This is a genomic window from Pseudomonas sp. c313 (assembly GCF_055407145.1).
Genome location: NZ_JBUZRD010000003.1, coordinates 194,746 through 216,972 on the forward strand (window position 1 = coordinate 194,746; position 22,227 = coordinate 216,972).

Annotated in this window: 29 protein-coding genes; 16 read left to right on the forward strand and 13 right to left on the reverse strand. The window is 58.6% G+C overall.

Features of this window, described 5'->3' with window-relative positions; all coding sequences use genetic code 11:
* Position 1: 1 nt before the first annotated feature.
* From ptsN to ACZRKZ_RS10405, 8 genes are all read right to left on the reverse strand, one after another.
* Positions 2-466 (reverse strand): PTS IIA-like nitrogen regulatory protein PtsN, encoded by a 465-nt coding sequence (gene ptsN / locus ACZRKZ_RS10370; RefSeq protein ID WP_149410886.1) that lies wholly within the window; start codon positions 464-466, stop codon positions 2-4.
* A gap of 12 nt (positions 467-478) precedes the next feature.
* Positions 479-787: a ribosome hibernation-promoting factor, HPF/YfiA family gene (gene hpf, locus ACZRKZ_RS10375; RefSeq protein ID WP_133099875.1), complete on the reverse strand. Its 309-nt coding sequence runs from the start codon at positions 785-787 to the stop codon at positions 479-481.
* Between the two features lie 75 nt (positions 788-862).
* Positions 863-2,356 carry an RNA polymerase factor sigma-54 gene (locus ACZRKZ_RS10380; RefSeq protein WP_463967183.1) on the reverse strand — a complete coding sequence of 498 codons (1,494 nt, stop codon included), beginning with the start codon at positions 2,354-2,356 and terminating at the stop codon, positions 863-865.
* Between the two features lie 184 nt (positions 2,357-2,540).
* Positions 2,541-3,266, reverse strand: a complete 726-nt coding sequence (lptB, locus tag ACZRKZ_RS10385; protein WP_149410888.1) for an LPS export ABC transporter ATP-binding protein — start codon at positions 3,264-3,266, stop codon at positions 2,541-2,543.
* Positions 3,266-3,799, reverse strand: coding sequence for a lipopolysaccharide transport periplasmic protein LptA (lptA, locus tag ACZRKZ_RS10390; protein ID WP_133099872.1), 534 nt, complete (start codon positions 3,797-3,799; stop codon positions 3,266-3,268). The genes lptB and lptA overlap by 1 nt, the downstream gene beginning before the upstream one ends.
* Positions 3,786-4,358: an LPS export ABC transporter periplasmic protein LptC gene (gene lptC / locus ACZRKZ_RS10395; RefSeq protein ID WP_463981552.1), complete on the reverse strand. Its 573-nt coding sequence runs from the start codon at positions 4,356-4,358 to the stop codon at positions 3,786-3,788. Before lptC ends, lptA begins: the two co-directional genes overlap by 14 nt.
* Positions 4,359-4,366: 8 nt before the next feature.
* Positions 4,367-4,891, reverse strand: coding sequence for a KdsC family phosphatase (locus ACZRKZ_RS10400; protein ID WP_149410890.1), 525 nt, complete (start codon positions 4,889-4,891; stop codon positions 4,367-4,369).
* Positions 4,892-5,866 carry a KpsF/GutQ family sugar-phosphate isomerase gene (locus ACZRKZ_RS10405; protein ID WP_463967181.1) on the reverse strand — a complete coding sequence of 325 codons (975 nt, stop codon included), beginning with the start codon at positions 5,864-5,866 and terminating at the stop codon, positions 4,892-4,894.
* Between the two features lie 288 nt (positions 5,867-6,154).
* Here ACZRKZ_RS10405 and ACZRKZ_RS10410 point away from each other — a divergent pair, with 288 nt between their 5' ends.
* The 10 genes from ACZRKZ_RS10410 to hisC all read left to right on the forward strand — a co-directional run bounded on the left by ACZRKZ_RS10410 (position 6,155) and on the right by hisC (position 14,113).
* Entirely contained in the window at positions 6,155-6,964 is an 810-nt protein-coding gene (locus ACZRKZ_RS10410; RefSeq protein ID WP_463967180.1) for an ATP-binding cassette domain-containing protein, read from the forward strand.
* Positions 6,964-7,761 (forward strand): lipid asymmetry maintenance ABC transporter permease subunit MlaE, encoded by a 798-nt coding sequence (gene mlaE, locus ACZRKZ_RS10415; protein WP_463967179.1) that lies wholly within the window; start codon positions 6,964-6,966, stop codon positions 7,759-7,761. Before ACZRKZ_RS10410 ends, mlaE begins: the two co-directional genes overlap by 1 nt.
* Positions 7,761-8,228, forward strand: a complete 468-nt coding sequence (mlaD, locus tag ACZRKZ_RS10420; protein ID WP_133099866.1) for an outer membrane lipid asymmetry maintenance protein MlaD — start codon at positions 7,761-7,763, stop codon at positions 8,226-8,228. The genes mlaE and mlaD overlap by 1 nt, the downstream gene beginning before the upstream one ends.
* Before the next feature lie 11 nt (positions 8,229-8,239).
* Positions 8,240-8,896, forward strand: a complete 657-nt coding sequence (locus ACZRKZ_RS10425) for an MlaC/ttg2D family ABC transporter substrate-binding protein (protein ID WP_463981553.1) — start codon at positions 8,240-8,242, stop codon at positions 8,894-8,896.
* Positions 8,893-9,198 carry an STAS domain-containing protein gene (locus ACZRKZ_RS10430; protein ID WP_463981554.1) on the forward strand — a complete coding sequence of 102 codons (306 nt, stop codon included), beginning with the start codon at positions 8,893-8,895 and terminating at the stop codon, positions 9,196-9,198. Before ACZRKZ_RS10425 ends, ACZRKZ_RS10430 begins: the two co-directional genes overlap by 4 nt.
* 114 nt (positions 9,199-9,312) lie before the next feature.
* The gene (locus ACZRKZ_RS10435) at positions 9,313-9,552 is read left to right on the forward strand and encodes a BolA family protein (RefSeq protein WP_133099863.1); all 240 of its coding nucleotides are present in this window, start codon (positions 9,313-9,315) and stop codon (positions 9,550-9,552) included.
* Positions 9,553-9,574: 22 nt separating this feature from the next.
* Positions 9,575-10,840: a UDP-N-acetylglucosamine 1-carboxyvinyltransferase gene (murA, locus tag ACZRKZ_RS10440; RefSeq protein ID WP_463967176.1), complete on the forward strand. Its 1,266-nt coding sequence runs from the start codon at positions 9,575-9,577 to the stop codon at positions 10,838-10,840.
* Positions 10,841-10,967: 127 nt separating this feature from the next.
* On the forward strand, positions 10,968-11,603 hold the full coding sequence (gene hisG, locus ACZRKZ_RS10445; RefSeq protein WP_007901570.1) for an ATP phosphoribosyltransferase: 636 nt from the start codon (positions 10,968-10,970) through the stop codon (positions 11,601-11,603).
* Positions 11,604-11,731: 128 nt separating this feature from the next.
* Positions 11,732-13,057 carry a histidinol dehydrogenase gene (gene hisD, locus ACZRKZ_RS10450; RefSeq protein ID WP_463981555.1) on the forward strand — a complete coding sequence of 442 codons (1,326 nt, stop codon included), beginning with the start codon at positions 11,732-11,734 and terminating at the stop codon, positions 13,055-13,057.
* 3 nt (positions 13,058-13,060) lie between these two features.
* Positions 13,061-14,113, forward strand: coding sequence for a histidinol-phosphate transaminase (hisC, locus tag ACZRKZ_RS10455; RefSeq protein WP_463981556.1), 1,053 nt, complete (start codon positions 13,061-13,063; stop codon positions 14,111-14,113).
* A 77-nt stretch (positions 14,114-14,190) separates the two neighbouring features.
* On the opposite strand, the gene ACZRKZ_RS10460 is transcribed toward hisC, so the two are convergent.
* Together ACZRKZ_RS10460 and upp are read right to left on the reverse strand one after the other, a co-directional pair.
* Complete coding sequence (locus ACZRKZ_RS10460; protein WP_463967172.1) at positions 14,191-15,465, reverse strand: uracil-xanthine permease family protein; 1,275 nt, start codon at positions 15,463-15,465, stop codon at positions 14,191-14,193.
* 2 nt (positions 15,466-15,467) lie between these two features.
* A complete protein-coding gene (upp, locus tag ACZRKZ_RS10465; protein WP_133099858.1) occupies positions 15,468-16,106 on the reverse strand; it encodes a uracil phosphoribosyltransferase in 639 nt (212 codons plus the stop codon).
* A gap of 163 nt (positions 16,107-16,269) precedes the next feature.
* Between upp and ACZRKZ_RS10470 the strand changes: the two genes are divergently transcribed.
* Genes ACZRKZ_RS10470 through ACZRKZ_RS10485 form a run of 4 tightly spaced genes read left to right on the forward strand, consistent with a single transcriptional unit; the run spans position 16,270 to position 18,160 of the window.
* Entirely contained in the window at positions 16,270-16,827 is a 558-nt protein-coding gene (locus ACZRKZ_RS10470; protein WP_149410901.1) for a hypoxanthine-guanine phosphoribosyltransferase, read from the forward strand.
* 3 nt (positions 16,828-16,830) lie between these two features.
* A complete protein-coding gene (locus ACZRKZ_RS10475; protein WP_463981557.1) occupies positions 16,831-17,298 on the forward strand; it encodes a WbuC family cupin fold metalloprotein in 468 nt (155 codons plus the stop codon).
* 35 nt (positions 17,299-17,333) lie between these two features.
* The gene (locus ACZRKZ_RS10480; protein ID WP_463967169.1) at positions 17,334-17,819 is read left to right on the forward strand and encodes a hypothetical protein; all 486 of its coding nucleotides are present in this window, start codon (positions 17,334-17,336) and stop codon (positions 17,817-17,819) included.
* A gap of 53 nt (positions 17,820-17,872) precedes the next feature.
* Entirely contained in the window at positions 17,873-18,160 is a 288-nt protein-coding gene (locus ACZRKZ_RS10485; protein ID WP_463967168.1) for a PA4642 family protein, read from the forward strand.
* Positions 18,161-18,228: 68 nt separating this feature from the next.
* On the opposite strand, the gene mqo is transcribed toward ACZRKZ_RS10485, so the two are convergent.
* Both mqo and ACZRKZ_RS10495 read right to left on the reverse strand, forming a co-directional pair.
* Positions 18,229-19,737, reverse strand: coding sequence for a malate dehydrogenase (quinone) (gene mqo, locus ACZRKZ_RS10490; protein ID WP_463981558.1), 1,509 nt, complete (start codon positions 19,735-19,737; stop codon positions 18,229-18,231).
* Positions 19,738-20,476: 739 nt separating this feature from the next.
* Positions 20,477-20,710 carry a hypothetical protein gene (locus tag ACZRKZ_RS10495; protein WP_463981559.1) on the reverse strand — a complete coding sequence of 78 codons (234 nt, stop codon included), beginning with the start codon at positions 20,708-20,710 and terminating at the stop codon, positions 20,477-20,479.
* 194 nt (positions 20,711-20,904) lie between these two features.
* On the opposite strand from ACZRKZ_RS10495, the gene ACZRKZ_RS10500 reads away from it, so the two are divergent.
* Positions 20,905-21,492 carry a YajG family lipoprotein gene (locus tag ACZRKZ_RS10500; RefSeq protein WP_133099851.1) on the forward strand — a complete coding sequence of 196 codons (588 nt, stop codon included), beginning with the start codon at positions 20,905-20,907 and terminating at the stop codon, positions 21,490-21,492.
* A 56-nt stretch (positions 21,493-21,548) separates the two neighbouring features.
* On the opposite strand, the gene ACZRKZ_RS10505 is transcribed toward ACZRKZ_RS10500, so the two are convergent.
* On the reverse strand, positions 21,549-21,758 hold the full coding sequence (locus ACZRKZ_RS10505; protein WP_133099850.1) for a hypothetical protein: 210 nt from the start codon (positions 21,756-21,758) through the stop codon (positions 21,549-21,551).
* Positions 21,759-21,940: 182 nt separating this feature from the next.
* Here ACZRKZ_RS10505 and ACZRKZ_RS10510 point away from each other — a divergent pair, with 182 nt between their 5' ends.
* Complete coding sequence (locus ACZRKZ_RS10510) at positions 21,941-22,198, forward strand: hypothetical protein (protein ID WP_463967165.1); 258 nt, start codon at positions 21,941-21,943, stop codon at positions 22,196-22,198.
* Positions 22,199-22,227: the final 29 nt, after the last annotated feature.

Here is a 22,227-nt window from a genome sequence, read left to right on the forward strand (position 1 = left end):
ATTACTGCCCGTTCTGCTCTTCCAGGACGACCTGATACAGCGCTTCATTACTGGAGGCGCTACGCAGTTTTTCGCGTACTTCTTTGCGGTCGAGCATGCTGGCGATCTGCCGGAGCAGTTCCAGGTGCGCATCGGTGGCCGCTTCCGGGACCAGCAGAACGAACAGCAGGTCTACCGGGGCACCGTCGATGGCGTCGAAATCGATAGGAGCGTCCAGGTGCAGCAAGGCGCTGACTGGAGACTCGCAACCTTTAAGGCGGCAATGGGGGATGGCGATGCCGTTGCCAAAACCGGTCGAGCCAAGTTTTTCACGGGCAATTAGAGCCTCAAAGACATCTTGCGTCTTCAGATTAGGCACTTCGCGGCCGATCAGATTGGCAATTTGTTCGAGGGCGCGCTTTTTACTGCCGCCCGGCACGTTCATGAGGGAACGGCCGGGGGTCAGGATATTTTCGAGTCGGATCATGGGTTGGGAGTGTTAACGACCGGTTGCGCCCTGAAGGAGGCTCTGGGTCTTTTCCTTATGCTTTTTGAGTTGGCGATCCAGCTTGTCAGTCAGCAGGTCAATGGCGGCATACATGTCTGAATGCTCGGCATTGGCGACGACTTCCCCGCCGGGGATATGCAGGGTGGCTTCGATTTTCTGCAGCAGCTTCTCGACGGTCATCGTGACTTGCACGTTGGTTATCTTGTCGAAATGCCGTTCCAATCGGTCGAGTTTTTCGCCGATGTAGGTGCGCAGGGGGTCGGTCACTTCCAGTTGGTGTCCACTGATGTTGACTTGCATACAGCTTCTCCTTCGTTGCCAGTGCATAAAGCGGCAGGCAGAAATGCCTGCCACTGGAACGCTGTGGCTAGCCCGTCACATCAAACGCTTACGCTCGCTGGAAGGCGCGATCCCAAGGGACTCGCGGTACTTGGCGACGGTTCGACGGGCTACCTGAATGCCTTGTGCCTCCAGTAAACCAGCGATCTTGCTGTCACTCAACGGCTTTTTCTGATTTTCCGCGGCAACCAGTTTTTTGATGATCGCGCGGATCGCCGTGGACGAGCATTCGCCACCTTCGGAAGTGCTTACATGACTGGAGAAAAAGTATTTCAGCTCATAAATACCCCGTGGGGTATGCATGAATTTCTGTGTAGTCACCCGGGAAATCGTCGATTCATGCATGCCTACTGCCTCGGCAATGTCATGCAGGACCAGCGGTTTCATTGCCTCATCGCCATATTCCAGGAAGCCGCGTTGGTGCTCGACGATCTGAGTGGCGACTTTCATCAGGGTTTCATTACGGCTTTGCAGGCTCTTGATGAACCAGCGGGCCTCCTGTAACTGGTTGCGCATGAAAGTGTTATCGGCGCTGGTGTCGGCCCGACGGACAAAACCTGCGTATTGCGGGTTGACCCGCAGGCGTGGCACCGATTCCTGGTTCAGCTCCACCAGCCAGCGCTCGTTGTCCTTGCGCACGATCACATCGGGAACGACGTATTCGGCTTCGCCGGACTCGATTTGCGAGCCGGGGCGAGGGTTGAGGCTTTGCACCAGCTCGATGATCTGGCGCAGGTCATCTTCCTTGAGCTTCATGCGCCGCATCAGTTGGCTGTAGTCGCGGCTGCCCAGCAGGTCTATGTAGTCGGTGACCAGGCGTTGTGCCTCGGTCAGCCACGGCGTCTTGGTGGGCAACTGGCGCAGTTGCAGCAGCAGGCATTCGCTGAGGGTGCGGGCGCCGATACCGGCCGGTTCGAATTGCTGGATGCGGTGCAGGACGGCTTCGATTTCGTCCAGTTCGATATCCAGTTCCGGGTCGAAGGCCTCAAGGATTTCCTCAAGTGTCTCGTCCAGGTAGCCCTGATTGTTGATGCAGTCGATCAGGGTCACGGCGATCAGTCGATCGGTGTCGGACATCGGCGCCAGGTTCAGTTGCCACAGCAAGTGGCTCTGCAGGCTCTCGCCGACGGAGGTGCGGGTGGTGAAGTCCCACTCGTCATCGTCATTGCTGGGCAGGCTGCTGGTGCTGGTCTGATAGACGTCTTCCCAGGCGGTGTCCACCGGCAGCTCATTGGGAATGCGCTCGTTCCACTCGCCTTCCTCAAGGTTATCCACCGTAGGGGCGGTTTCCTGGTAGGAAGGTTCCTGGACATCGGTGTTGGGTTTTTGCTCGGTGTTGTCGGCCAGCGGGTCGGCATTATCGAAGTCGTCGCCTTCTTCCTGGCGTTCGAGCATCGGATTGGACTCCAGGGCCTCCTGGATTTCCTGTTGCAGGTCCAGGGTCGACAATTGGAGCAGGCGGATGGCCTGTTGCAGCTGCGGTGTCATCGTCAGCTGCTGGCCCATTCTCAGAACTAGCGATGGTTTCATGGCAGGGGCTTAACACCTTATTCGCCGGCGCAATGCGCCATCCACGACAGGGCGCGTGAGCGCCAAACATAAGCAAATTATATGCCTGATATCGGGGGCTTTGCCTAGAGCGCGGTAACAATAAAAATATTGAGGTTTTTATTGACGCTCGCGCTCCTTGGCGAATGGCCAGGTATCACAGTACTTACAAGCGGAATTCGTGGCCCAGGTAAACTTCCTTGACCAGTTCGTTGGCCAGGATAGTTGCCGAGTCACCTTCGGCAATCAGTTGCCCGTCGTTGACAATATAGGCGGTTTCGCAGATATCGAGGGTTTCGCGCACGTTGTGGTCGGTGATCAATACACCGATCCCTTTGGCCTTGAGGTGGTGGATGATCTGCTTGATGTCGCCGACCGAGATCGGGTCGACACCGGCGAAGGGTTCGTCCAGCAGGATGAACTTCGGCGCAGTGGCCAGGGCGCGGGCGATTTCCACACGACGACGTTCGCCACCGGACAGGCTCATGCCGAGGTTGTCGCGAATGTGGTTGATGTGGAATTCCTGCAGCAGGCTTTCCAGCTCTTTCTTGCGTGCGGCGCGGTCGAGTTCCTTGCGGGTTTCGAGAATCGCCATGATGTTGTCGGCTACCGACAGTTTGCGGAAGATCGACGCCTCCTGGGGGAGATAGCCAATACCAGCCTGGGCACGGCCGTGCATAGGTTGGTGGCTGACGTCCAGGTCGTCGATCAGTACGCGACCCTGATCCGCCTGGACCAGTCCGACAATCATGTAGAAGCAGGTGGTCTTGCCGGCACCGTTGGGGCCAAGCAGGCCGACGATCTGGCCGCTGTCGATCGATAGGCTGACATCGCGCACGACCTGACGGCCTTTATAGGCCTTGGCCAGATGCTGGGCTTTCAGGGTTGCCATTACTCGGCCTTCTTCTTCGGCTGGATAACCATGTCGATGCGTGGACGTGGCGTAGTGACCTTGCTGCCATTGGCGCGACCAGCTTGAGCGATCTGGGTCTTGGTGTCGTAGATGATTTTCTCGCCTTCGGTAGAGTTGCCGTCGCTGCTCAGAACCTTGGCGCGGTCGATCAATACGATGCGATTTTGTTGGGCGTGATATTGGATCGTCACGCCGTAGCCCTTGATGGGGGCCGGATCTGTAGCTTTCTGTTGTTGCTCGAAATAGGCCAGGTTGCCCACCGAAGTCACTACGTCTATCTCACCAGCAGGGTTGCGGGTCAGCGTCACGGTGTTTCCGGTGATTTTCATCGAGCCTTGAGTGATGATCACATCACCCTTGTAGGTTGCTACACCTTGCTTGTCATCCAACTGAGCGTCGTCAGCCTGAATGTGGATTGGCTGTTCGCTATCGTTCGGCAGAGCCCAGGCGCTCACGCTTCCCAGTGCTGCGCCCAGACCGAGCAAAATAGGGAGGGTTTTAACGAGCCTCATACTGTCCTCTTACGTTCGATAGCAGGTGTATCCTGCTTTCTTTCAAATACGCTTTCATTCCCTTGCCAGTCGATACACCGCCAGCGCCGTCGATTCTAACGTCTTGCTCGGTCTGCGCATATTGCTTCTGAGGGAATACGGTCATGCGACTGCTGGTAATAATGGTCTCGCGGTCCTTGGCGTCGGTGCGAGCTACGCGCACCGAGTCGATCAGTTCGACTTCGGTACCGTCAGGATTGACTTCGCCGCGCTTGCTGGTGACGTGCCAGGGGAATTCGGTGCCGCGATACAGGTTCAGGTCCGGGTTGGTCAACAATGTGACCTCGGTGGCCTTCAGGTGTTCGACCTTGTCCGAGGTCATCTCGTACTGCACCTTGCCATCGGGCAGGAACTGCACGCTGTGGGCGTTGATGGCGTAATAGTCGATAGCGCCCTCGTCGACCTGTGCTACAGGCTGGTCGAGGAAGCGCTCCGGGCTGATATTCCAGTAACCGACCGCCAGGAACAGCGCGGTGATGGCCCCGAATACCAGGAGATTTCGAATCTTTTTGCTCAGCATAGATAGCTCTATAGGTAGGCGGCGTGGGCCGCTTCAAGGCTGCCCTGGGCGCGCAGGATCAACTCGCAGAACTCGCGTGCGGCGCCTTCGCCACCGCGGGCCTGAGTGACGCCATGGGCATGTTCGCGAACAAATGCTGCGGCATTGGCCACCGCCATGCCCAGGCCAACCCGACGAATTACCGGCAGGTCAGGCAAGTCGTCGCCCAGGTAGGCAACCTGCTCATAGCTTAGGTTGAGTTGGCCAAGAAGTTCGTCCAAGACCACCAGTTTATCCTCACGGCCTTGATAGAGGTGAGGAATACCCAGGTTTTGTGCGCGGCGTTCCACAACGGGCGTCTTGCGACCGCTAATAATGGCTGTTTGCACGCCTGCTGCCATCAGCATCTTGATGCCCTGGCCGTCGAGGGTGTTGAACGTCTTGAATTCGCTACCGTCTTCGAGGAAGTAAAGGCGGCCATCGGTCAGCACGCCGTCGACGTCGAAAATTGCCAGTTTGATGGCTTTGCCCCGTTGCAAAAGGTCGGTGCTCATTTACATCACTCCTGCGCGCAGCAAATCATGCATGTTCAAGGCGCCAACCGGGTGATCGTCGCCATCGACCACCACCAGGGCGCCAATCTTGTGGTCCTCCATGATCTTCAGGGCTTCGGCTGCGAGCATTTCGGCGCGGGCGGTCTTGCCATGAGGGGTCATTACCTCGTCGATGGTCGCGGTGTGGATATCAATGGTGCGGTCCAGGGTGCGGCGCAGGTCGCCGTCGGTGAAAATCCCGGCCAGGCGCCCATCGGCTTCCAGGATGACGGTCATGCCCAGGCCCTTGCGGGTCATTTCCATCAGCGCGTCCTTGAGCAAGGTACCGCGCGGCACATTTGGCAACTCGTCGCCGGCGTGCATGACGTTTTCCACTTTCAGCAGCAGCCGACGGCCCAGCGCACCACCTGGATGGGAAAATGCGAAGTCTTCGGCGGTAAAGCCGCGCGCTTCCAACAGTGCCACGGCCAGTGCATCACCCATGACCAGGGCGGCGGTGGTGGACGACGTCGGCGCCAGGTTCAGCGGGCAGGCTTCGTGGGTGACGTGTACGTTCAGGTTTACCTCGGCAGCCTTGGCCAGCGTCGAATCCGGGTTGCCGGTAACGCTGATCAGCTTGATACCCAGGCGCTTTATCAGCGGCAGCAAGGTGACTATTTCGTTGGTGGTGCCGGAATTGGACAGGGCCAGGATGATGTCGTCCCGGGTGATCATGCCCATGTCGCCATGGCTGGCTTCGGCCGGGTGCACGAAAAATGAGGTGGTCCCGGTACTCGCCAGGGTCGCGGCGATCTTGTTGCCGACGTGGCCTGACTTGCCCATGCCAACCACGACAACGCGGCCTTTGCTGGCCAGAATCATCTCGCAGGCGCGTACGAAATCTGCGTCGATATGGGTCAGCAAGCCTTCTACGGCTTCCAGTTCGAGACGGATGGTGCGTTGTGCGGATTGAATAAGGTCGCTGGATTGGCTCATGTCTGAAGTCGTATAGCCTGACGAAAAGTCGGCGATTATAGCGGGAATGCGCAATTCCCTCACGCAAGTTCGTTAGGCTTTGTTCCGGCCGGGATGTGTGGCCGCTCTCAAATACGTTTTTTTAGCTGTCCTGTTTCTGAACAAGCTCTGTTCCGGCCTTGGGCGCTCTGTGTCAGCAGTGATATAGTTCGCCGCCAGTTCGGTCCGCACAGCCCATGTGTCTATCTGTCGCAAGCAGTTGTCCCAAACATGGCGCCTGAGCGAGAGGCTGCATTCCAAGGAGTTTAGATGAGTGCCGATAACGCCTACGCGGTCGAGCTGAAGGGCCTTTCCTTCAAGCGCGGTACGCGCAGCATCTTCAATAACGTTGATATTCGCATTCCCCGCGGCAAAGTCACGGGCATCATGGGGCCTTCCGGTTGCGGCAAGACCACCTTGCTGCGCCTGATGGGTATGCAATTGCGCCCCAGTGCAGGCGAGGTCTGGGTCAATGGCCAGAACCTGCCGACATTGTCGCGCAGCGATCTGTTCGATGCCCGCAAGCACATGGGCGTGTTGTTTCAGAGCGGCGCGTTATTCACCGACCTGGATGTATTCGAAAACGTCGCGTTCCCGCTGCGGGTGCATACTCAGCTGTCCGATGAAATGATTCGTGACATTGTGTTGCTGAAACTGCAGGCCGTTGGGCTGCGCGGTGCTATCGACCTGATGCCCGACGAACTCTCCGGCGGCATGAAGCGTCGTGTCGCGCTGGCTCGCGCCATTGCGCTGGACCCGCAGATTCTCATGTACGATGAACCATTCGTCGGCCAGGACCCGATTGCCATGGGTGTGCTGGTACGCCTGATCCGCTTGCTTAACGATGCCCTGGGGATCACCAGCATCGTGGTGTCCCACGATCTGGCCGAAACCGCGAGCATTGCCGACTACCTCTATTTAGTAGGCGATGGCCAGGTGCTGGGGCAGGGCACGCCTGAAGAGCTGATGAACGCTGACAACCCGCGTATTCGCCAATTCATGACCGGCGATCCCGATGGCCCGGTGGCTTTTCATTTTCCGGCAGCGGACTACCGCTCAGATCTTCTGGGGAAGCGCTGATGCGCAAGACATCTTTAACCGAAAAAGTTCGCCTTTTCGGCCGTTCCGGCATCGACATTGTCGAAGTACTCGGCCGTTCGACGATTTTTCTGTTTCACTCCTTGCTCGGTCGCGGCGGTATCGGCGGCGGCTTTGCTCTGTTGATCAAACAACTGCACTCCGTGGGCGTGATGTCCCTGGTGATCATTGTGGTCTCCGGCATGTTCATCGGCATGGTGCTGGCGTTGCAAGGCTTCAGCATTCTTTCCAGCTACGGTTCCGAACAGGCGGTGGGGCAGATGGTTGCCCTGACATTGTTGCGTGAGCTGGGGCCGGTGGTCACCGCGCTGCTGTTTGCCGGTCGCGCCGGTTCTGCGCTGACCGCAGAAATCGGCAACATGAAAGCCACCGAGCAGCTGTCCAGCCTGGAAATGATCGGCGTGGACCCCCTCAAATACATTGTTGCCCCGCGCCTGTGGGCTGGCTTCATTTCCCTACCCCTGCTGGCGATGATTTTCAGCGTGGTCGGGATCTGGGGCGGTTCGTGGGTGGCGGTGGACTGGCTGGGGGTCTATGAGGGCTCCTACTGGGCCAACATGCAAAACAGCGTGACCTTCAGCGGTGACGTGCTCAACGGGCTAATCAAGAGCATCGTCTTCGCCTTTGTTGTGACCTGGATCGCCGTATTCCAAGGCTACGACTGTGAGCCCACTTCAGAAGGGATCAGTCGCGCCACCACCAAGACCGTTGTGTACGCCTCGCTGGCAGTACTGGGCCTTGACTTCATTTTGACTGCTTTGATGTTTGGAGATTTCTGATGCAAAACCGCACTGTGGAGATCGGTGTCGGCCTTTTCTTGCTGGCTGGCATCCTGGCTTTACTGCTGCTCGCCCTGCGAGTCAGCGGCCTTTCGGCCAGCCCTGCTGCCGACACCTATAAACTTTACGCCTACTTCGACAATATCGCCGGTTTGACTGTCAGATCTAAAGTGACCATGGCCGGGGTGACCATCGGCAAGGTCACGGCTATCGATCTGGACCGCGACAGCTTCACCGGCCGCGTGACGATGCAACTGGAAAAGCGCGTAGATAATCTACCAACTGACTCCACTGCCTCTATTCTCACGGCGGGTCTGCTGGGCGAAAAGTACATCGGTATCAGCGTGGGCGGGGAAGAAGCCTTGCTCAAGAATGGTTCGACTATTCACGACACGCAGTCGTCGCTGGTGCTGGAGGACTTGATCGGTAAATTCCTGCTCAATACCGTTAGCAAAGACGCCAAATGAGGAGTTTGTTCATGATCTCTACCTTGCGACGTGGCCTGTTGGTGCTGTTGGCAGCCTTGCCGTTGATGGCTGGCGCCGCTGTGGCAGCGCCTTCCGCACACGACATCGTCCAGGACACAACCACCCGTTTGCTGGCAGACCTTGCCACCAACAAAGAAAAGTACAAGCAAAGCCCAAGCGAGTTCTACGACGCCCTCAACGGCATTGTCGGCCCGGTGGTGGACGCCGACGGCATTTCCCGCAGCATCATGACCGTCAAGTACTCGCGCAAGGCTACGCCCGCGCAAATGCAGACCTTCCAGGACAACTTCAAGCGCAGCCTGATGCAGTTCTACGGCAACGCATTGCTGGAATATAACAACCAGGGCATCGTTGTTTCCCCGGCCAAGGATGAGTCCGGTAACCGCACCAGCGTGGACATGCAGGTCAAGGGCAACAACGGCTCGGTCTATCCGGTTTCCTACACTCTTGAGAAGATCAACGGTGAGTGGAAAGTGCGCAACGTGATTATCAACGGCATCAACATCGGCAAACTGTTCCGTGACCAGTTCGCAGACGCGATGCAGCGCAATGGCAACGATCTGGACAAAACCATCAATGGTTGGGCCGGTGAAGTGGCCAAGGCCAAGGAAGTGACCGAAAAAGCCTCTGAAGAGAAGGCCCAATGAGCGAGTCGGCTGTCCGTCTCGGCGAGGCCGGCGAGCTGCTCTTGAGCGGCGTGCTGGATTACCGCAGCGGGCCTGGCCTGCGCAAGCAGGGCCAGGCGCTGATCAATGCCAGCACCGCGTCTGCATTGGTGCTGGATTGCTCGTCAGTGGTGAAGTCCAGTAGCGTCGGTCTGTCGTTGCTGCTGTGCTTCATGCGTGATGCCGCCGCGGTCAACAAAGCTGTCAGTATTCGTGCATTGCCCGAAGATATGCGTGAAATTGCTCAGGTTTCGGGTTTGACCGAGCTGTTGGCGCATCCTTAATACACATTATTAAAGAAGCCCCCCGTCAGAGTCCTGCTATGCGGGGTTCGCAGGCGCGGGGCTTTTTTGTATGATGTCCGACCCGCGCGCACTGGGCGCCGATAGAGGTTGAGCATGCAGGCCGTAGAAGTGAAGAGCTTCCTTGAAGGAAAGCTGCCAGATACGAAGGTGGAAGTTGAAGGCGAAGGCTGCAACTTCCAGCTGAACGTAATTAGCGATGAACTGGCGGCATTGAGCCCGGTCAAGCGTCAGCAGCAGATCTATGCCCATTTGAACCCATGGATCACCGATGGCAGCATCCATGCGGTCACTATGAAATTTTTCAGCCGCGCGGCCTGGGCCGAGCGCACCTGAGCCCCTAGGCGTCGAGATTCTTATGGATAAATTGATTATTACCGGTGGTATTCGTCTTGATGGCGAAATCCGTATCTCCGGGGCAAAAAACTCTGCCTTGCCAATCCTCGCAGCTACGTTGCTGTGCGATGGTCCGGTCACCGTGGCCAACCTGCCGCACCTGCACGACATCACCACCATGATCGAGCTGTTCGGTCGCATGGGCATCGAGCCGGTGATCGACGAGAAACTGTCGGTCGAAATCGACCCGCGTACCATCAAGACCCTGATCGCCCCGTACGAGCTGGTGAAAACCATGCGCGCCTCGATCCTGGTACTGGGTCCTATGGTTGCCCGTTTCGGCGAAGCCGAAGTGGCCCTGCCTGGCGGTTGCGCCATCGGCTCGCGTCCGGTGGACCTGCACATCCGTGGCCTTGAAGCCATGGGCGCAACCATTGACGTCGAAGGCGGCTACATCAAGGCCAAGGCGCCGGAAGGCGGCCTGCGTGGTGCCAACTTCTTCTTCGATACCGTCAGTGTGACCGGTACCGAGAACATCATGATGGCCGCCGCACTGGCCACTGGCCGCAGCGTGCTGCAAAACGCCGCGCGCGAGCCGGAAGTGGTCGACTTGGCCAACTTCCTGATCGCCATGGGCGCCAACATCACCGGCGCCGGCACCGACACCATCACCATCGAAGGCGTGAAGCGCCTGCACTCGGCCACCTACAAGGTCATGCCGGACCGCATCGAGACCGGTACCTACCTGGTCGCTGCCGCTGTTACCGGTGGTCGCGTCAAGGTCAAGGACACTGATCCGACCATCCTTGAAGCTGTCCTGGAAAAACTCAAGGAAGCGGGCGCTGAAATCACCACCGGCGACGACTGGATTGAGCTGAACATGCACGGCAAGCGGCCCAAGGCCGTCAACGTGCGGACCGCTCCGTACCCGGCGTTCCCGACGGACATGCAGGCGCAGTTCGTTTCCCTGAACGCAATTGCTGAAGGCACCGGTGCGGTTATCGAGACCATCTTCGAAAACCGTTTCATGCACGTGTATGAACTGCACCGCATGGGCGCCAAGATCCAGGTCGAAGGCAACACTGCCATCGTCACCGGTATCGAGAAGCTCAAGGGCGCGCCAGTAATGGCCACCGACCTGCGCGCTTCCGCCAGCCTGGTGATCTCGGCGCTGTGCGCTGAAGGTGACACTCTGATCGATCGCATCTACCACATCGACCGTGGTTACGAGTGCATCGAAGAGAAGCTGCAGATGCTCGGCGCGAAGATCCGCCGCGTACCGGGCTAGTCGCTGCACGGGGCACAGGGAGGTGCCCACGGTTTTGTTTTAAGTCGAGGTCTGTAAAGGCCTCGATCTGTGTCTGGCGCCGCTTGCGACCGGACAGCAATTGCCTGATGAAGGACTGACGTTTCCCATGTTGACCATCGCACTGTCCAAGGGCCGCATCCTTGACGACACTTTGCCGCTTCTGGCTGAAGCGGGCATCGTGCCGACCGAGAATCCGGACAAAAGCCGCAAGTTGATCATCCCCACGACCCAGGCTGACGTACGCCTGCTGATCGTGCGCGCCACTGACGTACCGACCTACGTTGAGCATGGCGCCGCTGATCTTGGCGTGGCCGGTAAAGACGTGCTTATGGAATACGGTGGCCAGGGCCTGTACGAGCCACTGGACCTGCGTATTGCCTTGTGCAAACTGATGACCGCTGGCCGTGTTGGCGACGTCGAGCCCAAGGGCCGCCTGCGGGTGGCGACCAAGTTCGTCAACGTTGCCAAGCGCTACTACGCCGAACAAGGCCGTCAGGTCGACATCATCAAGCTCTACGGCTCGATGGAACTGGCGCCGCTGATTGGTCTGGCGGACAAGATCATCGATGTGGTCGACACCGGTAACACCCTTCGTGCCAATGGCCTGGAGCCCCAGGACTTCATCGCCGATATCAGCTCCCGGCTGATCGTCAACAAAGCCTCGATGAAAATGCAGCACGCCCGTATCCAGGCGTTGATCGACACCCTGCGCAAGGCAGTGGAGTCTCGACACCGCGGTTGACTCACCCGCGTAGCTGAAAAGCTACGCCCGTCTATCCGCCTCATAGCCAGAATTCTCAGGTGCCCAAGCGGATCGACTGCTAATTTTCGGCGCCTGAGCACTTTTGTCAATCCTATGAGGCCCTCGCTATGACCACGTCCACTGCAATTGCCCGACTCAACGCTGCCGATCCGGATTTCGCCCATCATCTGGATCATCTGCTGAGCTGGGAAAGTGTGTCCGACGAATCGGTCAACCAGCGGGTGCTCGACATCATCAAGGCTGTGCGCGAACGCGGTGACGCGGCGCTGGTGGATTTCACTCGTCAGTTCGATGGTTTGGATGTCGCCTCCATGGCCGACCTGATCCTGCCCCGCGAACGCTTGGAACTGGCCTTGACCCGCATCACCGGACCCCAGCGCGAAGCTCTGGAAGTGGCAGCGGCGCGGGTGCGCAGCTACCACGAAAAACAGAAGCAGGACTCCTGGAGTTACACCGAGGCCGATGGCACGGTGCTGGGCCAGAAGGTCACCCCCCTGGACCGTGCCGGCCTGTACGTGCCGGGCGGTAAAGCATCCTATCCGTCATCGGTGCTGATGAACGCCATCCCGGCCAAGGTCGCTGGCGTGATCGAAGTGGTCATGGTGGTGCCAACCCCTCGTGGTGAAATCAACGAACTGGTGCTGGCCGCGGCCTGCATCGCCGGCGTTGACCGAGTGTTCACCATCGGCGGCGCCCAAGCGGTTGCAGCGCTGGCGTACGGCACCGAAAGCGTGCCGAAGGTCGACAAGGTGGTCGGCCCCGGCAACATCTATGTCGCCACTGCCAAGCGCCACGTGTTTGGCCAGGTCGGCATCGACATGATCGCCGGCCCTTCGGAAATCCTCGTGGTGTGCGACGGCCAGACTGATCCGGACTGGATCGCCATGGACTTGTTCTCCCAGGCCGAGCACGACGAAGACGCCCAGGCGATCCTTGTCAGCCCCGATGCCGAATTCCTCGACAAGGTCGCCGCCAGCATTGCCAAGTTGCTGCCGACCATGGAGCGTGCCGAGATCATCGAAAAATCGATCAATGGCCGTGGTGCGCTGATCCTGGTTCGTGACATGGAGCAGGCCATCGAAGTGGCCAATCGTATCGCCCCGGAACACCTGGAGCTATCCGTAGCCGACCCACAAGCCTGGCTGCCGTTGATTCGCCATGCCGGCGCGATCTTCATGGGTCGCCACACGAGCGAAGCCCTGGGCGACTACTGCGCCGGTCCCAACCATGTGTTGCCGACGTCCGGTACCGCGCGGTTCTCGTCGCCGCTGGGTGTGTATGACTTCCAGAAGCGTTCGTCGATCATCTTCTGTTCGCCCCAAGGCGCCTCTGAACTGGGCAAGACTGCCTCGGTGCTGGCGCGCGGCGAGTCGCTGACGGCCCACGCCCGCAGTGCTGAATACCGCATCGTTGACGACAAGAAAGGGAACTGAGAAATGAGCAGATTCTGGAGCCCATTCGTCAAGAACCTGGTGCCCTATGTGCCTGGTGAACAACCGAAGCTGGCCAAGCTGGTCAAGCTCAACACCAATGAAAATCCTTATGGCCCATCGCCCAAGGCGCTGGCGGCCATGCAAGGCGAGTTGAACGACAACCTGCGTTTGTACCCGGACCCCAATGGCGATCTGCTCAAGCAGGCTGTTGCGCAGTATTACGGTGTGCAAACGGCACAGGTGTTCCTGGGTAATGGTTCCGATGAAGTTCTGGCCCATATCTTTCACGGTTTGTTCCAGCACGATCAGCCGCTGCTATTCCCGGACATCAGCTACAGCTTCTACCCGGTGTACTGCGGTCTCTACGGCATCACCTTCGACGCGGTGCCACTGGATGAACAGTTCCAGATCCGTGCTGCGGACTATGCCAAGCCTAACGGCGGAATCATCTTCCCCAACCCGAACGCGCCCACCGGTTGCGTGATGGCGCTGGACGCTGTGGAGCAGATACTCAAGGCTAGCCCGGACTCAGTGGTGGTGGTCGATGAAGCCTATATCGACTTTGGCGGCGAAACCGCCATCAGCCTGGTGGACCGTTACCCCAATCTGCTGGTGACCCAGACCCTGTCCAAGTCGCGCTCCCTGGCAGGATTGCGCGTGGGCCTGGCGGTGGGCCATCCGGACCTGATCGAGGCGCTGGAACGAGTCAAGAACAGCTTCAACTCCTACCCGCTGGATCGCTTGGCGATTGTCGGGGCGGCGGCGGCATTCGAGGATCGAGAGTACTTCGAGAAGACGTGCCGTTTGGTAATCGACAGCCGTGACAAGGTGGTCGGGCAGTTGCAGGCGAAAGGTTTTGAGGTGTTGCCGTCGGCAGCGAACTTCATCTTTGTCCGACACCCACAACACGACGCGGCTGGTTTGGCTGCGAAGTTACGCGAGCAAGGGGTGATCGTGCGGCACTTCAAGCAGGAGCGGATTGCCCAGTTCCTGCGCATTAGCATCGGTACGCCCGAGCAGAACCAGGCGTTGATTGACGGGCTGGGCGAGCTTTAACTGATACTGAAATCAAATGTGGGAGCTGTCGAACTCGAGCGAGTCTCGACAGCTCCCACATTGTTATTGCTGAGCCGTTAAATCAGCGGCTCATCCGGCTTTTTGTTCTTCCAGCCATCATTGCCCGGCAGCAGCAGATTCAACCCAATCGCCACCACCGCACACAGGGCGATGCCCTTGAGGCCGAAGTCGTCCGGGCCAGTCCCGGTGCCGATCAACACGCCACCAATCCCGAACACCAGGGTCACCGAAACAATCACCAGATTGCGCGCTTCCCCTAGGTCGATCTTGTGACGAATCAGGGTGTTCATCCCCACTGCGGCAATCGAGCCGAACAGCAGGCATAGAATCCCACCCATCACCGGTACCGGGATGCTTTGCAGCAGCGCGCCGAACTTGCCGACAAAAGCCAGGGTGATGGCAAACACCGCCGCCCAGGTCATGATTTTCGGGTTGTAGTTCTTGGTCAGCATCACTGCGCCCGTTACTTCGGCGTAGGTGGTGTTGGGCGGGCCGCCGAGCATGCCGGCAGCGGTGGTGGCGATACCGTCGCCCAGCAGCGTGCGATGCAGGCCGGGCTTTTTCAGGTAGTCGCGACCGGTGACGCTGCCCACGGCAATCACGCCGCCGATGTGCTCAATGGCAGGCGCCAACGCCACGGGGACGATAAATAGAATCGCCTGCCAATTGAACTCTGGCGCCGTGAAGTGGGGCAGGGCGAACCAGGGTGCGGCGGCAATCTTGGCCGTGTCGACCACGCCAAAGTAGAACGCCATGGCAAAACCCACCAGCACGCCGGAGATGATCGGCACCAGGCGGAAAATGCCTTTGCCAAACACCGCCACGATCAACGTGGTCAGCAGCGCCGGCATCGAGATCAGCATCGCCGTCTGGTAATGAATCAGCTCGGCACCATCACTGCCTTTACCCATCGCCATGTTCGCGGCAATCGGCGCCATGGCCAGTCCGATGGAAATGATCACCGGCCCGATCACCACCGGCGGCAGCAGACGGTCGATGAAACCGGTGCCCTTGATCTTCACCGCAGCGCCCAGGAAGGTATAAACGAAGCCGGCGGCCATCACCCCGCCCATGGTTGCCGCTAGGCCGAACTGCTCCTTGGCGAGAATGATCGGGGTGATAAAGGCAAAGCTCGACGCCAGGAACACCGGCACTTGCCGTCCTGTGACTACCTGGAACAGCAACGTGCCAAGGCCTGCGGTAAACAGCGCGACGTTTGGATCAAGACCTGTGATCAGTGGCATCAACACCAACGCACCAAATGCCACGAAGAGCATCTGTGCGCCAGACAGGATCTGGCGCCAAAGCGGGTCGTTGAATTCATCCTGCATGGTCACGCGTCCTTCTGCTTGGTACCGAAAATCTTGTCGCCGGCATCGCCCAGGCCCGGAATGATGTAGCCGTGCTCGTTCAGGCGTTCATCGATGGAGGCGGTGTAGATCACCACGTCAGGGTGCGCTTTCTCGACGGCGGCGATGCCTTCGGGAGCAGCAACCAGCACCATGGCGCGGATGTCTTTGCAGCCGGCTTTCTTCAGCAGGTTGATGGTGGCAACCATGGAACTGCCGGTGGCGAGCATCGGGTCAATGATCATCGCCAGGCGTTCGTCGATTTCCGGCACCAGTTTTTCCAGGTAGGTGTGGGCCTGCAGGGTTTCTTCATTGCGGGCCACGCCTACGGCGCTGACCTTGGCGCCCGGGATCAGGCTCAGCACGCCTTCAAGCATGCCGATGCCGGCGCGCAGGATCGGGACCACGGTAATTTTCTTGCCGGCGATCTTCTCGACCTGGACGGGACCGCACCAACCGTCAACCTCGTAGGTTTCCAGGGGCAAATCTTTAGTCGCTTCGTAGGTGAGCAACGCTCCGACTTCCTGAGCAAGCTCACGGAAGTTCTTCGTGCTAATGTCGGCACGGCGCATAAGGCCGAGTTTGTGTCGGATCAGCGGATGGCGGATCTCACGGATGGGCATGGGGAAGGGCTCCGGCGGCGGGCAAAAAAACCGGATTAGATTAATCTATCTGAGGGTGTTGTCCTATAGACATCTGGCACATTAGTCCATAAAGGCTTGAACGTTGCGTCCCAGAAGCGTACCTTCGCCCGCTTTTCTTGCCACAGTACCCTTGGAGAGCGCCATGTCCGCTGATCTCGAGCATATCCGTCAAATCATGCGAGAGGCTGACTGCCTGTACACCGAGTCGCAAGTCGAAGAGGCGATCGCCAAGGTCGGCGAAAAGATCACTCGGGAAATGGCCGACACCAACCCGGTGGTGTTCTGTGTAATGAACGGCGGTCTGATTTTTGCCGGAAAATTGCTCACGCATCTGAAATTTCCCCTGGAGGCGTCCTACCTGCACGCCACCCGCTATCGCAATGAAACCACCGGTGGCGACCTGTTCTGGAAGGCCAAGCCGGAAGTCTCGCTGGTCGACCGCGACGTGCTGATCGTTGACGATATCCTTGATGAAGGCCACACCCTGGGCGCGATCATCGACTTCTGCAAGCACGCTGGCGCCCGCGCTGTACACACCGCCGTGCTGATCGACAAGGACCACGACCGCAAGGCTCGTCCAGACCTGAAAGCCGATTACATGGGCCTGCCGTGCATCGACCGTTACCTCTTCGGTTACGGCATGGACTACAAGGGTTACTGGCGCAATGCTGCGGGTATCTACGCCGTCAAGGGGATGTAATCGATGGTCAGCTTTCTCGATCAATCACTGTTTGCCGAGTTGGCCGAGAACGCATCCGCCAGCCCCCGTGGCCGGCACCATCACAACTTCCACCAGATGGACGAGCCGTGCCACCGCATGGCGGTGGGCATGCAGCCAAGCACCTACGTGCCACCGCATCGTCACTTGAGCGCCGACAAGGCGGAAACCCTGCTGGTGCTCAAGGGCTGCCTGGGTTTGTTGATTTTCAGCGAGACCGGCGAGGTGCTGGCCAAGCGTGTCATGCGGGCAGGCGGTGAGTGCCAGGGCGTCGATTTGCCGCCGGGGGTGTTCCATGGGCTAGTGGTGCTGGAGCCTGACTCGCTGATGTTCGAATGCAAGGCCGGGCCTTATCGGCCGGTGGGCGAAGGCGAGCTGGCGACCTGGGCACCCGGTGAAGGCGATCCCGAAGTGGCTGCCTATCAGCGCTGGATGCTTGCCCAGTTCGATTGAGCTACAGTGCTGGGCCATCTTCCACGGAGCGGCCCATGAGCCTTTTGATCCGCAGTTGCGCCATCCTGGCGCTGATCGTCAGTCTGCCTCTGGCCGCGGCTCCTGCGCCGATGCACAGCCAATTCCTGCCACCTGATGACCTGATGCTGCGCGGCGAGAGTCCCGAGCAGCAGCAACTGCTGCAAGTTACCGAGTATTCGGTGGTGGTGGGCAACCAGCGTCAATCCAATCAGCAGCCGATTCCGGTGACATCACCGTTGTTGGTCCGCCTTAAGGGCAAATCCCTGAACAAGGGCGCAAGCATCAGCCAGGTGATCCTTAACTTTGACGGCGAAAGCAAGAGCCTGAAAAAGCCGGCCTTTGACGATAAAAGCAAAACTCTGACCCTGTATTACCCATTGGCTCAGTACCGGGTGATCATCGACTTGCTGCGTAATGAAACCCTGTATGTGCAGTTTTTAAGCTATGCCAACGGCCATATCTGGGCGGATTTGCACACCGGGGCGGTGCGCTCAAGGTAAGAGCGCAGGTAAACTGCTCACCCCGTGTAAATGTCTGCAAGCTGGAGTCGGCAATGCGTAAAGATAAGAAGCAATTGATTGGTGATGAAATCGGCGATGAGCAGATCAAGCTGTTCCTGGATTTTGAACCGGTCGACGCCACTTCGCCTTCCCACCACAAACTGATCAAAGCCTACCGTGGCCTGCGCATCGACGACTTCGAGCGGTTCCTGGTTTTTTTCAAAGAGGCGAGCCTGGACCTGGACGGTAAGGATGAGCACGGCTTGACCTTCGTTGAAGTGATCAAGGACCAGCGCAACGCTGCCGAGTACATTGAACTGATCGACAAAGCTCGCGGCTGATTACTCCTGGCGAAAAAAAAACGCCCCGTTCTCACTATGGAGAGCGGGGCGTTTTTTATGAGCGGGCTTTAAGCGTAGCTTTCGGTCTCGCTGCTTTGCTCAACCAGCTCCAGGCTGATGTTGTTCTGCGTGCTGATCTTGCGATACAGCGCAGCATCGGTTTCCAGAATTTTCTCCCGGGCCGGGAAGATTTCCGAAAGCTTGGTGGCCCACTCACCGGACGCCTTGTCCGGGAAGCAGCGTTCGATCAGGTCGAGCATGATCGAAACGGTGACCGACGCGCCTGGAGAAGCGCCCAGCAGTGCCGCCAGTGAGCCATCCTTGGCCGCTACTAGCTCGGTGCCAAATTGCAGCACGCCGCCTTTTTTCGGGTCTTTTTTGATGATCTGTACCCGTTGGCCAGCCACTTCCAGGCGCCAGTCTTCGGCTTTCGCCTCAGGGTAGAAACGACGCAGGGATTCCAGGCGCTGCTCCATGGATTGCATGACTTCGCTGACCAGATACTTGGTCAGGTCCATGTTGTCCCGGGCCACGGCCAGCATCGGACCGATGTTGCCAGCGCGAACTGACATTGGCAGGTCGAGGAAGGAGCCGTGCTTGAGGAACTTGGTGGTGAAACCGGCGTATGGCCCGAACAGCAGGGACTTCTTGCCGTCGACCACGCGGGTGTCCAGGTGCGGCACCGACATCGGTGGCGAGCCCACTGCCGCCTGGCTGTAGACTTTGGCCTGGTGGTGCTTGACCACTTCCGGGTTGTCGCAACGCAGCCACTGGCCACTGACCGGAAAACCACCGAAGCCTTTGCTTTCTTCGATGCCTGAGGCTTGCAACAGCGGCAGTGCCGCGCCACCGGCACCAAGGAATACGAACTTGGCGTCGACATCACGGGAGTTGCCGCTGTTGACGTCCTTGATGCTCACGGTCCAGCCGGCGCTGTTGCGCTTGAGGCCGGTGACACGCTTGCTGTACTTGACCTGGGCATCGGCCGAGCTGGTCAGGTGCGCCAGCAACTGATTGGTCAGGGCGCCAAAGTTGACGTCGGTGCCGTTCAGTACGCGGGTAGCGGCGATTTTTTCGTCAAGCGGGCGGCCGGGCATCATCAGCGGCATCCACTCGGCCATCTGCGCACGGTCTTCGGTGTAATGCATGTCCGCGAAGGCGTGGTGCTGGCTGAGGGTTTCAAAGCGCTTCTTGAGGAACGACACGCCTTTTTCGCCCTGCACGAAACTCAGGTGCGGAACTGCACTGATAAAGGACTTGGACGAGCCAAAGGTGCCTTTTTTGGTCAGGTACGCCCAGAACTGCTTCGACACCTCGAACTGGGTGTTGATGTGCACGGCTTTCTTGATGTCGATCGAACCGTCTTGAGCCTGGGGTGTGTAGTTCAACTCACACAGCCCGGCGTGGCCGGTCCCGGCGTTGTTCCACGGGTTGGAACTTTCCGCGGCACCCGAATCCATCAGCTCAACGACTTCCAGCTTGAGGCCGGGGTCGAGCTCTTTGAGCAGTACGGCGAGGGTGGCACTCATGATGCCTGCCCCTACCAGTACTACGTCGACTGCTTCGTTATGCGCCATTTAACGCGTCTCCAAAATCTGCAGCACCAAATTGACGGCATGGCTGCCAGGAGTGACGGGGCGGTTCATATGATGCCCCAGGTTACCCATGGCCAGGATCGCCATGTCCGCTTCGCAATTTTTCGCATCTCTTTACAACATCGGCGCACACTGCCTATCGGGCCTTATCTGCATATGAACGCATTTAAGGGCGCCTGTGGCAATTCGACTTATGGTCAAGTACGTCCGATCGTGCAACCAAATCCGTAGCGGACAGGCTTCAAACTCCAGTTATTGAGGAGTACTCGGTCCTGTGTGGTTGGGCAGTGCCAGACGCTGATGGTGCTTGTACAAACGCAAAACTATTCATTTGCTCGCCACACTCTTGTGAAGTTGTGAAAACCCGTTTTTTTCACGCTCTTTTGAAGACGTGAACCTCAAAAAAGGGCTGCCCCAGTCTGGCACCTGGCCCGAAATCACTGCCGACAAGCGGCATGACGGGCAAACAACTCAAGTGGCCGAGCGCAATGGCAGCTCTGGCAGATTGGGTAAAGGAGGTGGTTTTGCAGAAAAACAGCAAGCACGCCAGCTTCACTTAATCTGTGTGGGCGGCTCTCTGTGGGCGGTGCGGGGGAGCTAATACAGGAGCATTAGCGATGCTGCGAGGCCCGATCAGGAGACGTCCTTATAATCGGGGGGAGATTGTAGCGAAGAAATGCGGGTAAATGGTCGTGTTTTATGACTTTTATTAGCCGTTCGGTCAGGCGGTCAACGGCTGGCGCTGCAATGACCTTGAAATGCGTGGGTTCAAACGTGCTCGTGCGGGCAAGGGGTGATGCATCCAGCTCAAGCGAATTTCTTCGACTTCGACCCAGCCATCGCCCATGGGGGGCAGGCTGCACTGCTTGAAAGCCTGGCAGCGGCCTTGTTGATCGAGCAGGGCAAAGTGCCGGTGAGCGGGTTTGCGCATGAACAACGACCAGAAAAATGGCATGGCGATCAACCTCCTGTGAGTTGAGGCCAAGGTTGCCTGCAAGGCATGACACCAGCGTGTAACCGCTGTGACATATCAGTGACACCGAACCGCTACAAGCCCGTCGGGTCTGAGTTGTAACTGGCGCTAGTTCAAGGACATGGCGCACCGCTATACTGCCCGCCTGTCGGTACCTGATTTCTGGAGAGAAACGCATGTTGCAACGCCTGTTGTTCGGTTTGATCACTGTGACCAGTTTGACCCTGGTTGGCTGCGCCCACAGCCCGCAACAACTGAGCCCACAGCCGAAAATCACCAGCCAGCTGGCAGCTGTCGGCCATGGCCAGCCGGTGTCGGTGCGTGTGGTCGATGGTCGTCCGTCGCCTACCCTGGGTACTCGTGGTGGTCTGTACCCGGAAACCAGCGCCATTACGGTGACCGGTGCCGATGTACTGCCCAAGCTGCAAGCCCAGGCTGAAGCGGCGGTACGCCTGCTGGGGTTCACCCCCACCAGCAATTCCCCTGGCGCGCCGCAATTGACCGTGACCCTGGCTGAGCTGAAATACCAGTCGCCTAAAGAGGGGCTATATGTGACCGAAGCCACCATCGCCGCGACCTTCCGCTCCGACGTGTCCGCCGGCAGCCGTCGTTACAGCGGCCGTTATGGCGCTTCCCTGGATCAGCGCTTCGGCATGGCGCCGAACCAGGACACCAACACCAAGCTGGTCAGTGATGTGTTGAGCGATGCCCTGACGCGCCTGTTCAAGGACCCGAGCATCGGGCAGATCCTCAGCTCGCAGTAATCGCTTCAAAAAAAACCGGGCTCAGTGATGAGCCCGGTTTTTAATGCCTGTAACTGTCACGCAGCTGTTTCGACATAAAAGTCGAGCACACTCACCCCCGTCAGCAAATCCAGCTCCGGCAGGTCGGCATGCTGATGCCCGCCGAGGGCGCAATACACCAGCCAATGCCGATCCTGCACATTGAACGCCAGGCCGCCGACCAGCGCCTCTTGCTCGTCGTTTTGAGGCATCAGATACAGTCGATCCTGGTTTTGCGCGTGCAACATGACAAGCTCCCGGGCGTTCGAAGGGCAACAGCGTGGCTTGTTAAGGTGACGTTCAGGTGACGGTGTAAGTTACTCGATACATTAGCCGTCAATGGAGGAGGGAGTTGGCAGGCGCAGGCTGCGCATATCGTTCAGGTTTGTATCTGAATGGATACCAGTACACTGTTACACCGAGGTTTGTGATGGCGCTGCCTGCAATACTGATCAATGCGTTTGCCCTGTTGCTGGCTTGCCCCGGTGCATGTCTGCTGTTCATCACCCGCCTGCGGGAGCAACGAGCGATGGCCAGTCTCGCCGCGCAGAGCGAGGAGCGGGCTATCGACCAGCCGATGCTGTTTCTGGACGTGAGGACCGAGCGTGTCCACCGTCTTTCCTACCGGCTCGGTTTTGCCGGCCTCGGGCTTGCGCTGCTGGTTTCCTGGTTCAGCACCCGCCTGTAGGAGCGGGCGTCCCCTCGCTCCTACAGTGG

Coding starts and splice junctions, on each gene's coding strand:
- ACZRKZ_RS10470 (WP_149410901.1), top strand. CDS start 16,270: ATGTCCGCTGATCTCGAGCATATCCGTCAAATCATGCGAGAGGCTGAC.
- ACZRKZ_RS10380 (WP_463967183.1), bottom strand. CDS start 2,356: ATGAAACCATCGCTAGTTCTGAGAATGGGCCAGCAGCTGACGATGACA.
- hisC (WP_463981556.1), top strand. CDS start 13,061: ATGAGCAGATTCTGGAGCCCATTCGTCAAGAACCTGGTGCCCTATGTG.
- ACZRKZ_RS10495 (WP_463981559.1), bottom strand. CDS start 20,710: ATGCCATTTTTCTGGTCGTTGTTCATGCGCAAACCCGCTCACCGGCAC.
- mlaD (WP_133099866.1), top strand. CDS start 7,761: ATGCAAAACCGCACTGTGGAGATCGGTGTCGGCCTTTTCTTGCTGGCT.
- hpf (WP_133099875.1), bottom strand. CDS start 787: ATGCAAGTCAACATCAGTGGACACCAACTGGAAGTGACCGACCCCCTG.
- ACZRKZ_RS10400 (WP_149410890.1), bottom strand. CDS start 4,891: ATGAGCACCGACCTTTTGCAACGGGGCAAAGCCATCAAACTGGCAATT.
- ACZRKZ_RS10485 (WP_463967168.1), top strand. CDS start 17,873: ATGCGTAAAGATAAGAAGCAATTGATTGGTGATGAAATCGGCGATGAG.
- ACZRKZ_RS10435 (WP_133099863.1), top strand. CDS start 9,313: ATGCAGGCCGTAGAAGTGAAGAGCTTCCTTGAAGGAAAGCTGCCAGAT.
- murA (WP_463967176.1), top strand. CDS start 9,575: ATGGATAAATTGATTATTACCGGTGGTATTCGTCTTGATGGCGAAATC.
- ACZRKZ_RS10510 (WP_463967165.1), top strand. CDS start 21,941: ATGGCGCTGCCTGCAATACTGATCAATGCGTTTGCCCTGTTGCTGGCT.
- ACZRKZ_RS10505 (WP_133099850.1), bottom strand. CDS start 21,758: ATGTTGCACGCGCAAAACCAGGATCGACTGTATCTGATGCCTCAAAAC.
- lptA (WP_133099872.1), bottom strand. CDS start 3,799: ATGAGGCTCGTTAAAACCCTCCCTATTTTGCTCGGTCTGGGCGCAGCA.
- ACZRKZ_RS10430 (WP_463981554.1), top strand. CDS start 8,893: ATGAGCGAGTCGGCTGTCCGTCTCGGCGAGGCCGGCGAGCTGCTCTTG.
- upp (WP_133099858.1), bottom strand. CDS start 16,106: ATGCCCATCCGTGAGATCCGCCATCCGCTGATCCGACACAAACTCGGC.
- hisG (WP_007901570.1), top strand. CDS start 10,968: ATGTTGACCATCGCACTGTCCAAGGGCCGCATCCTTGACGACACTTTG.
- ACZRKZ_RS10500 (WP_133099851.1), top strand. CDS start 20,905: ATGTTGCAACGCCTGTTGTTCGGTTTGATCACTGTGACCAGTTTGACC.
- ACZRKZ_RS10480 (WP_463967169.1), top strand. CDS start 17,334: ATGAGCCTTTTGATCCGCAGTTGCGCCATCCTGGCGCTGATCGTCAGT.
- ptsN (WP_149410886.1), bottom strand. CDS start 466: ATGATCCGACTCGAAAATATCCTGACCCCCGGCCGTTCCCTCATGAAC.
- mlaE (WP_463967179.1), top strand. CDS start 6,964: ATGCGCAAGACATCTTTAACCGAAAAAGTTCGCCTTTTCGGCCGTTCC.
- ACZRKZ_RS10410 (WP_463967180.1), top strand. CDS start 6,155: ATGAGTGCCGATAACGCCTACGCGGTCGAGCTGAAGGGCCTTTCCTTC.
- ACZRKZ_RS10460 (WP_463967172.1), bottom strand. CDS start 15,465: ATGCAGGATGAATTCAACGACCCGCTTTGGCGCCAGATCCTGTCTGGC.
- ACZRKZ_RS10405 (WP_463967181.1), bottom strand. CDS start 5,866: ATGAGCCAATCCAGCGACCTTATTCAATCCGCACAACGCACCATCCGT.
- mqo (WP_463981558.1), bottom strand. CDS start 19,737: ATGGCGCATAACGAAGCAGTCGACGTAGTACTGGTAGGGGCAGGCATC.
- lptB (WP_149410888.1), bottom strand. CDS start 3,266: ATGGCAACCCTGAAAGCCCAGCATCTGGCCAAGGCCTATAAAGGCCGT.
- ACZRKZ_RS10475 (WP_463981557.1), top strand. CDS start 16,831: ATGGTCAGCTTTCTCGATCAATCACTGTTTGCCGAGTTGGCCGAGAAC.
- lptC (WP_463981552.1), bottom strand. CDS start 4,358: ATGCTGAGCAAAAAGATTCGAAATCTCCTGGTATTCGGGGCCATCACC.
- ACZRKZ_RS10425 (WP_463981553.1), top strand. CDS start 8,240: ATGATCTCTACCTTGCGACGTGGCCTGTTGGTGCTGTTGGCAGCCTTG.
- hisD (WP_463981555.1), top strand. CDS start 11,732: ATGACCACGTCCACTGCAATTGCCCGACTCAACGCTGCCGATCCGGAT.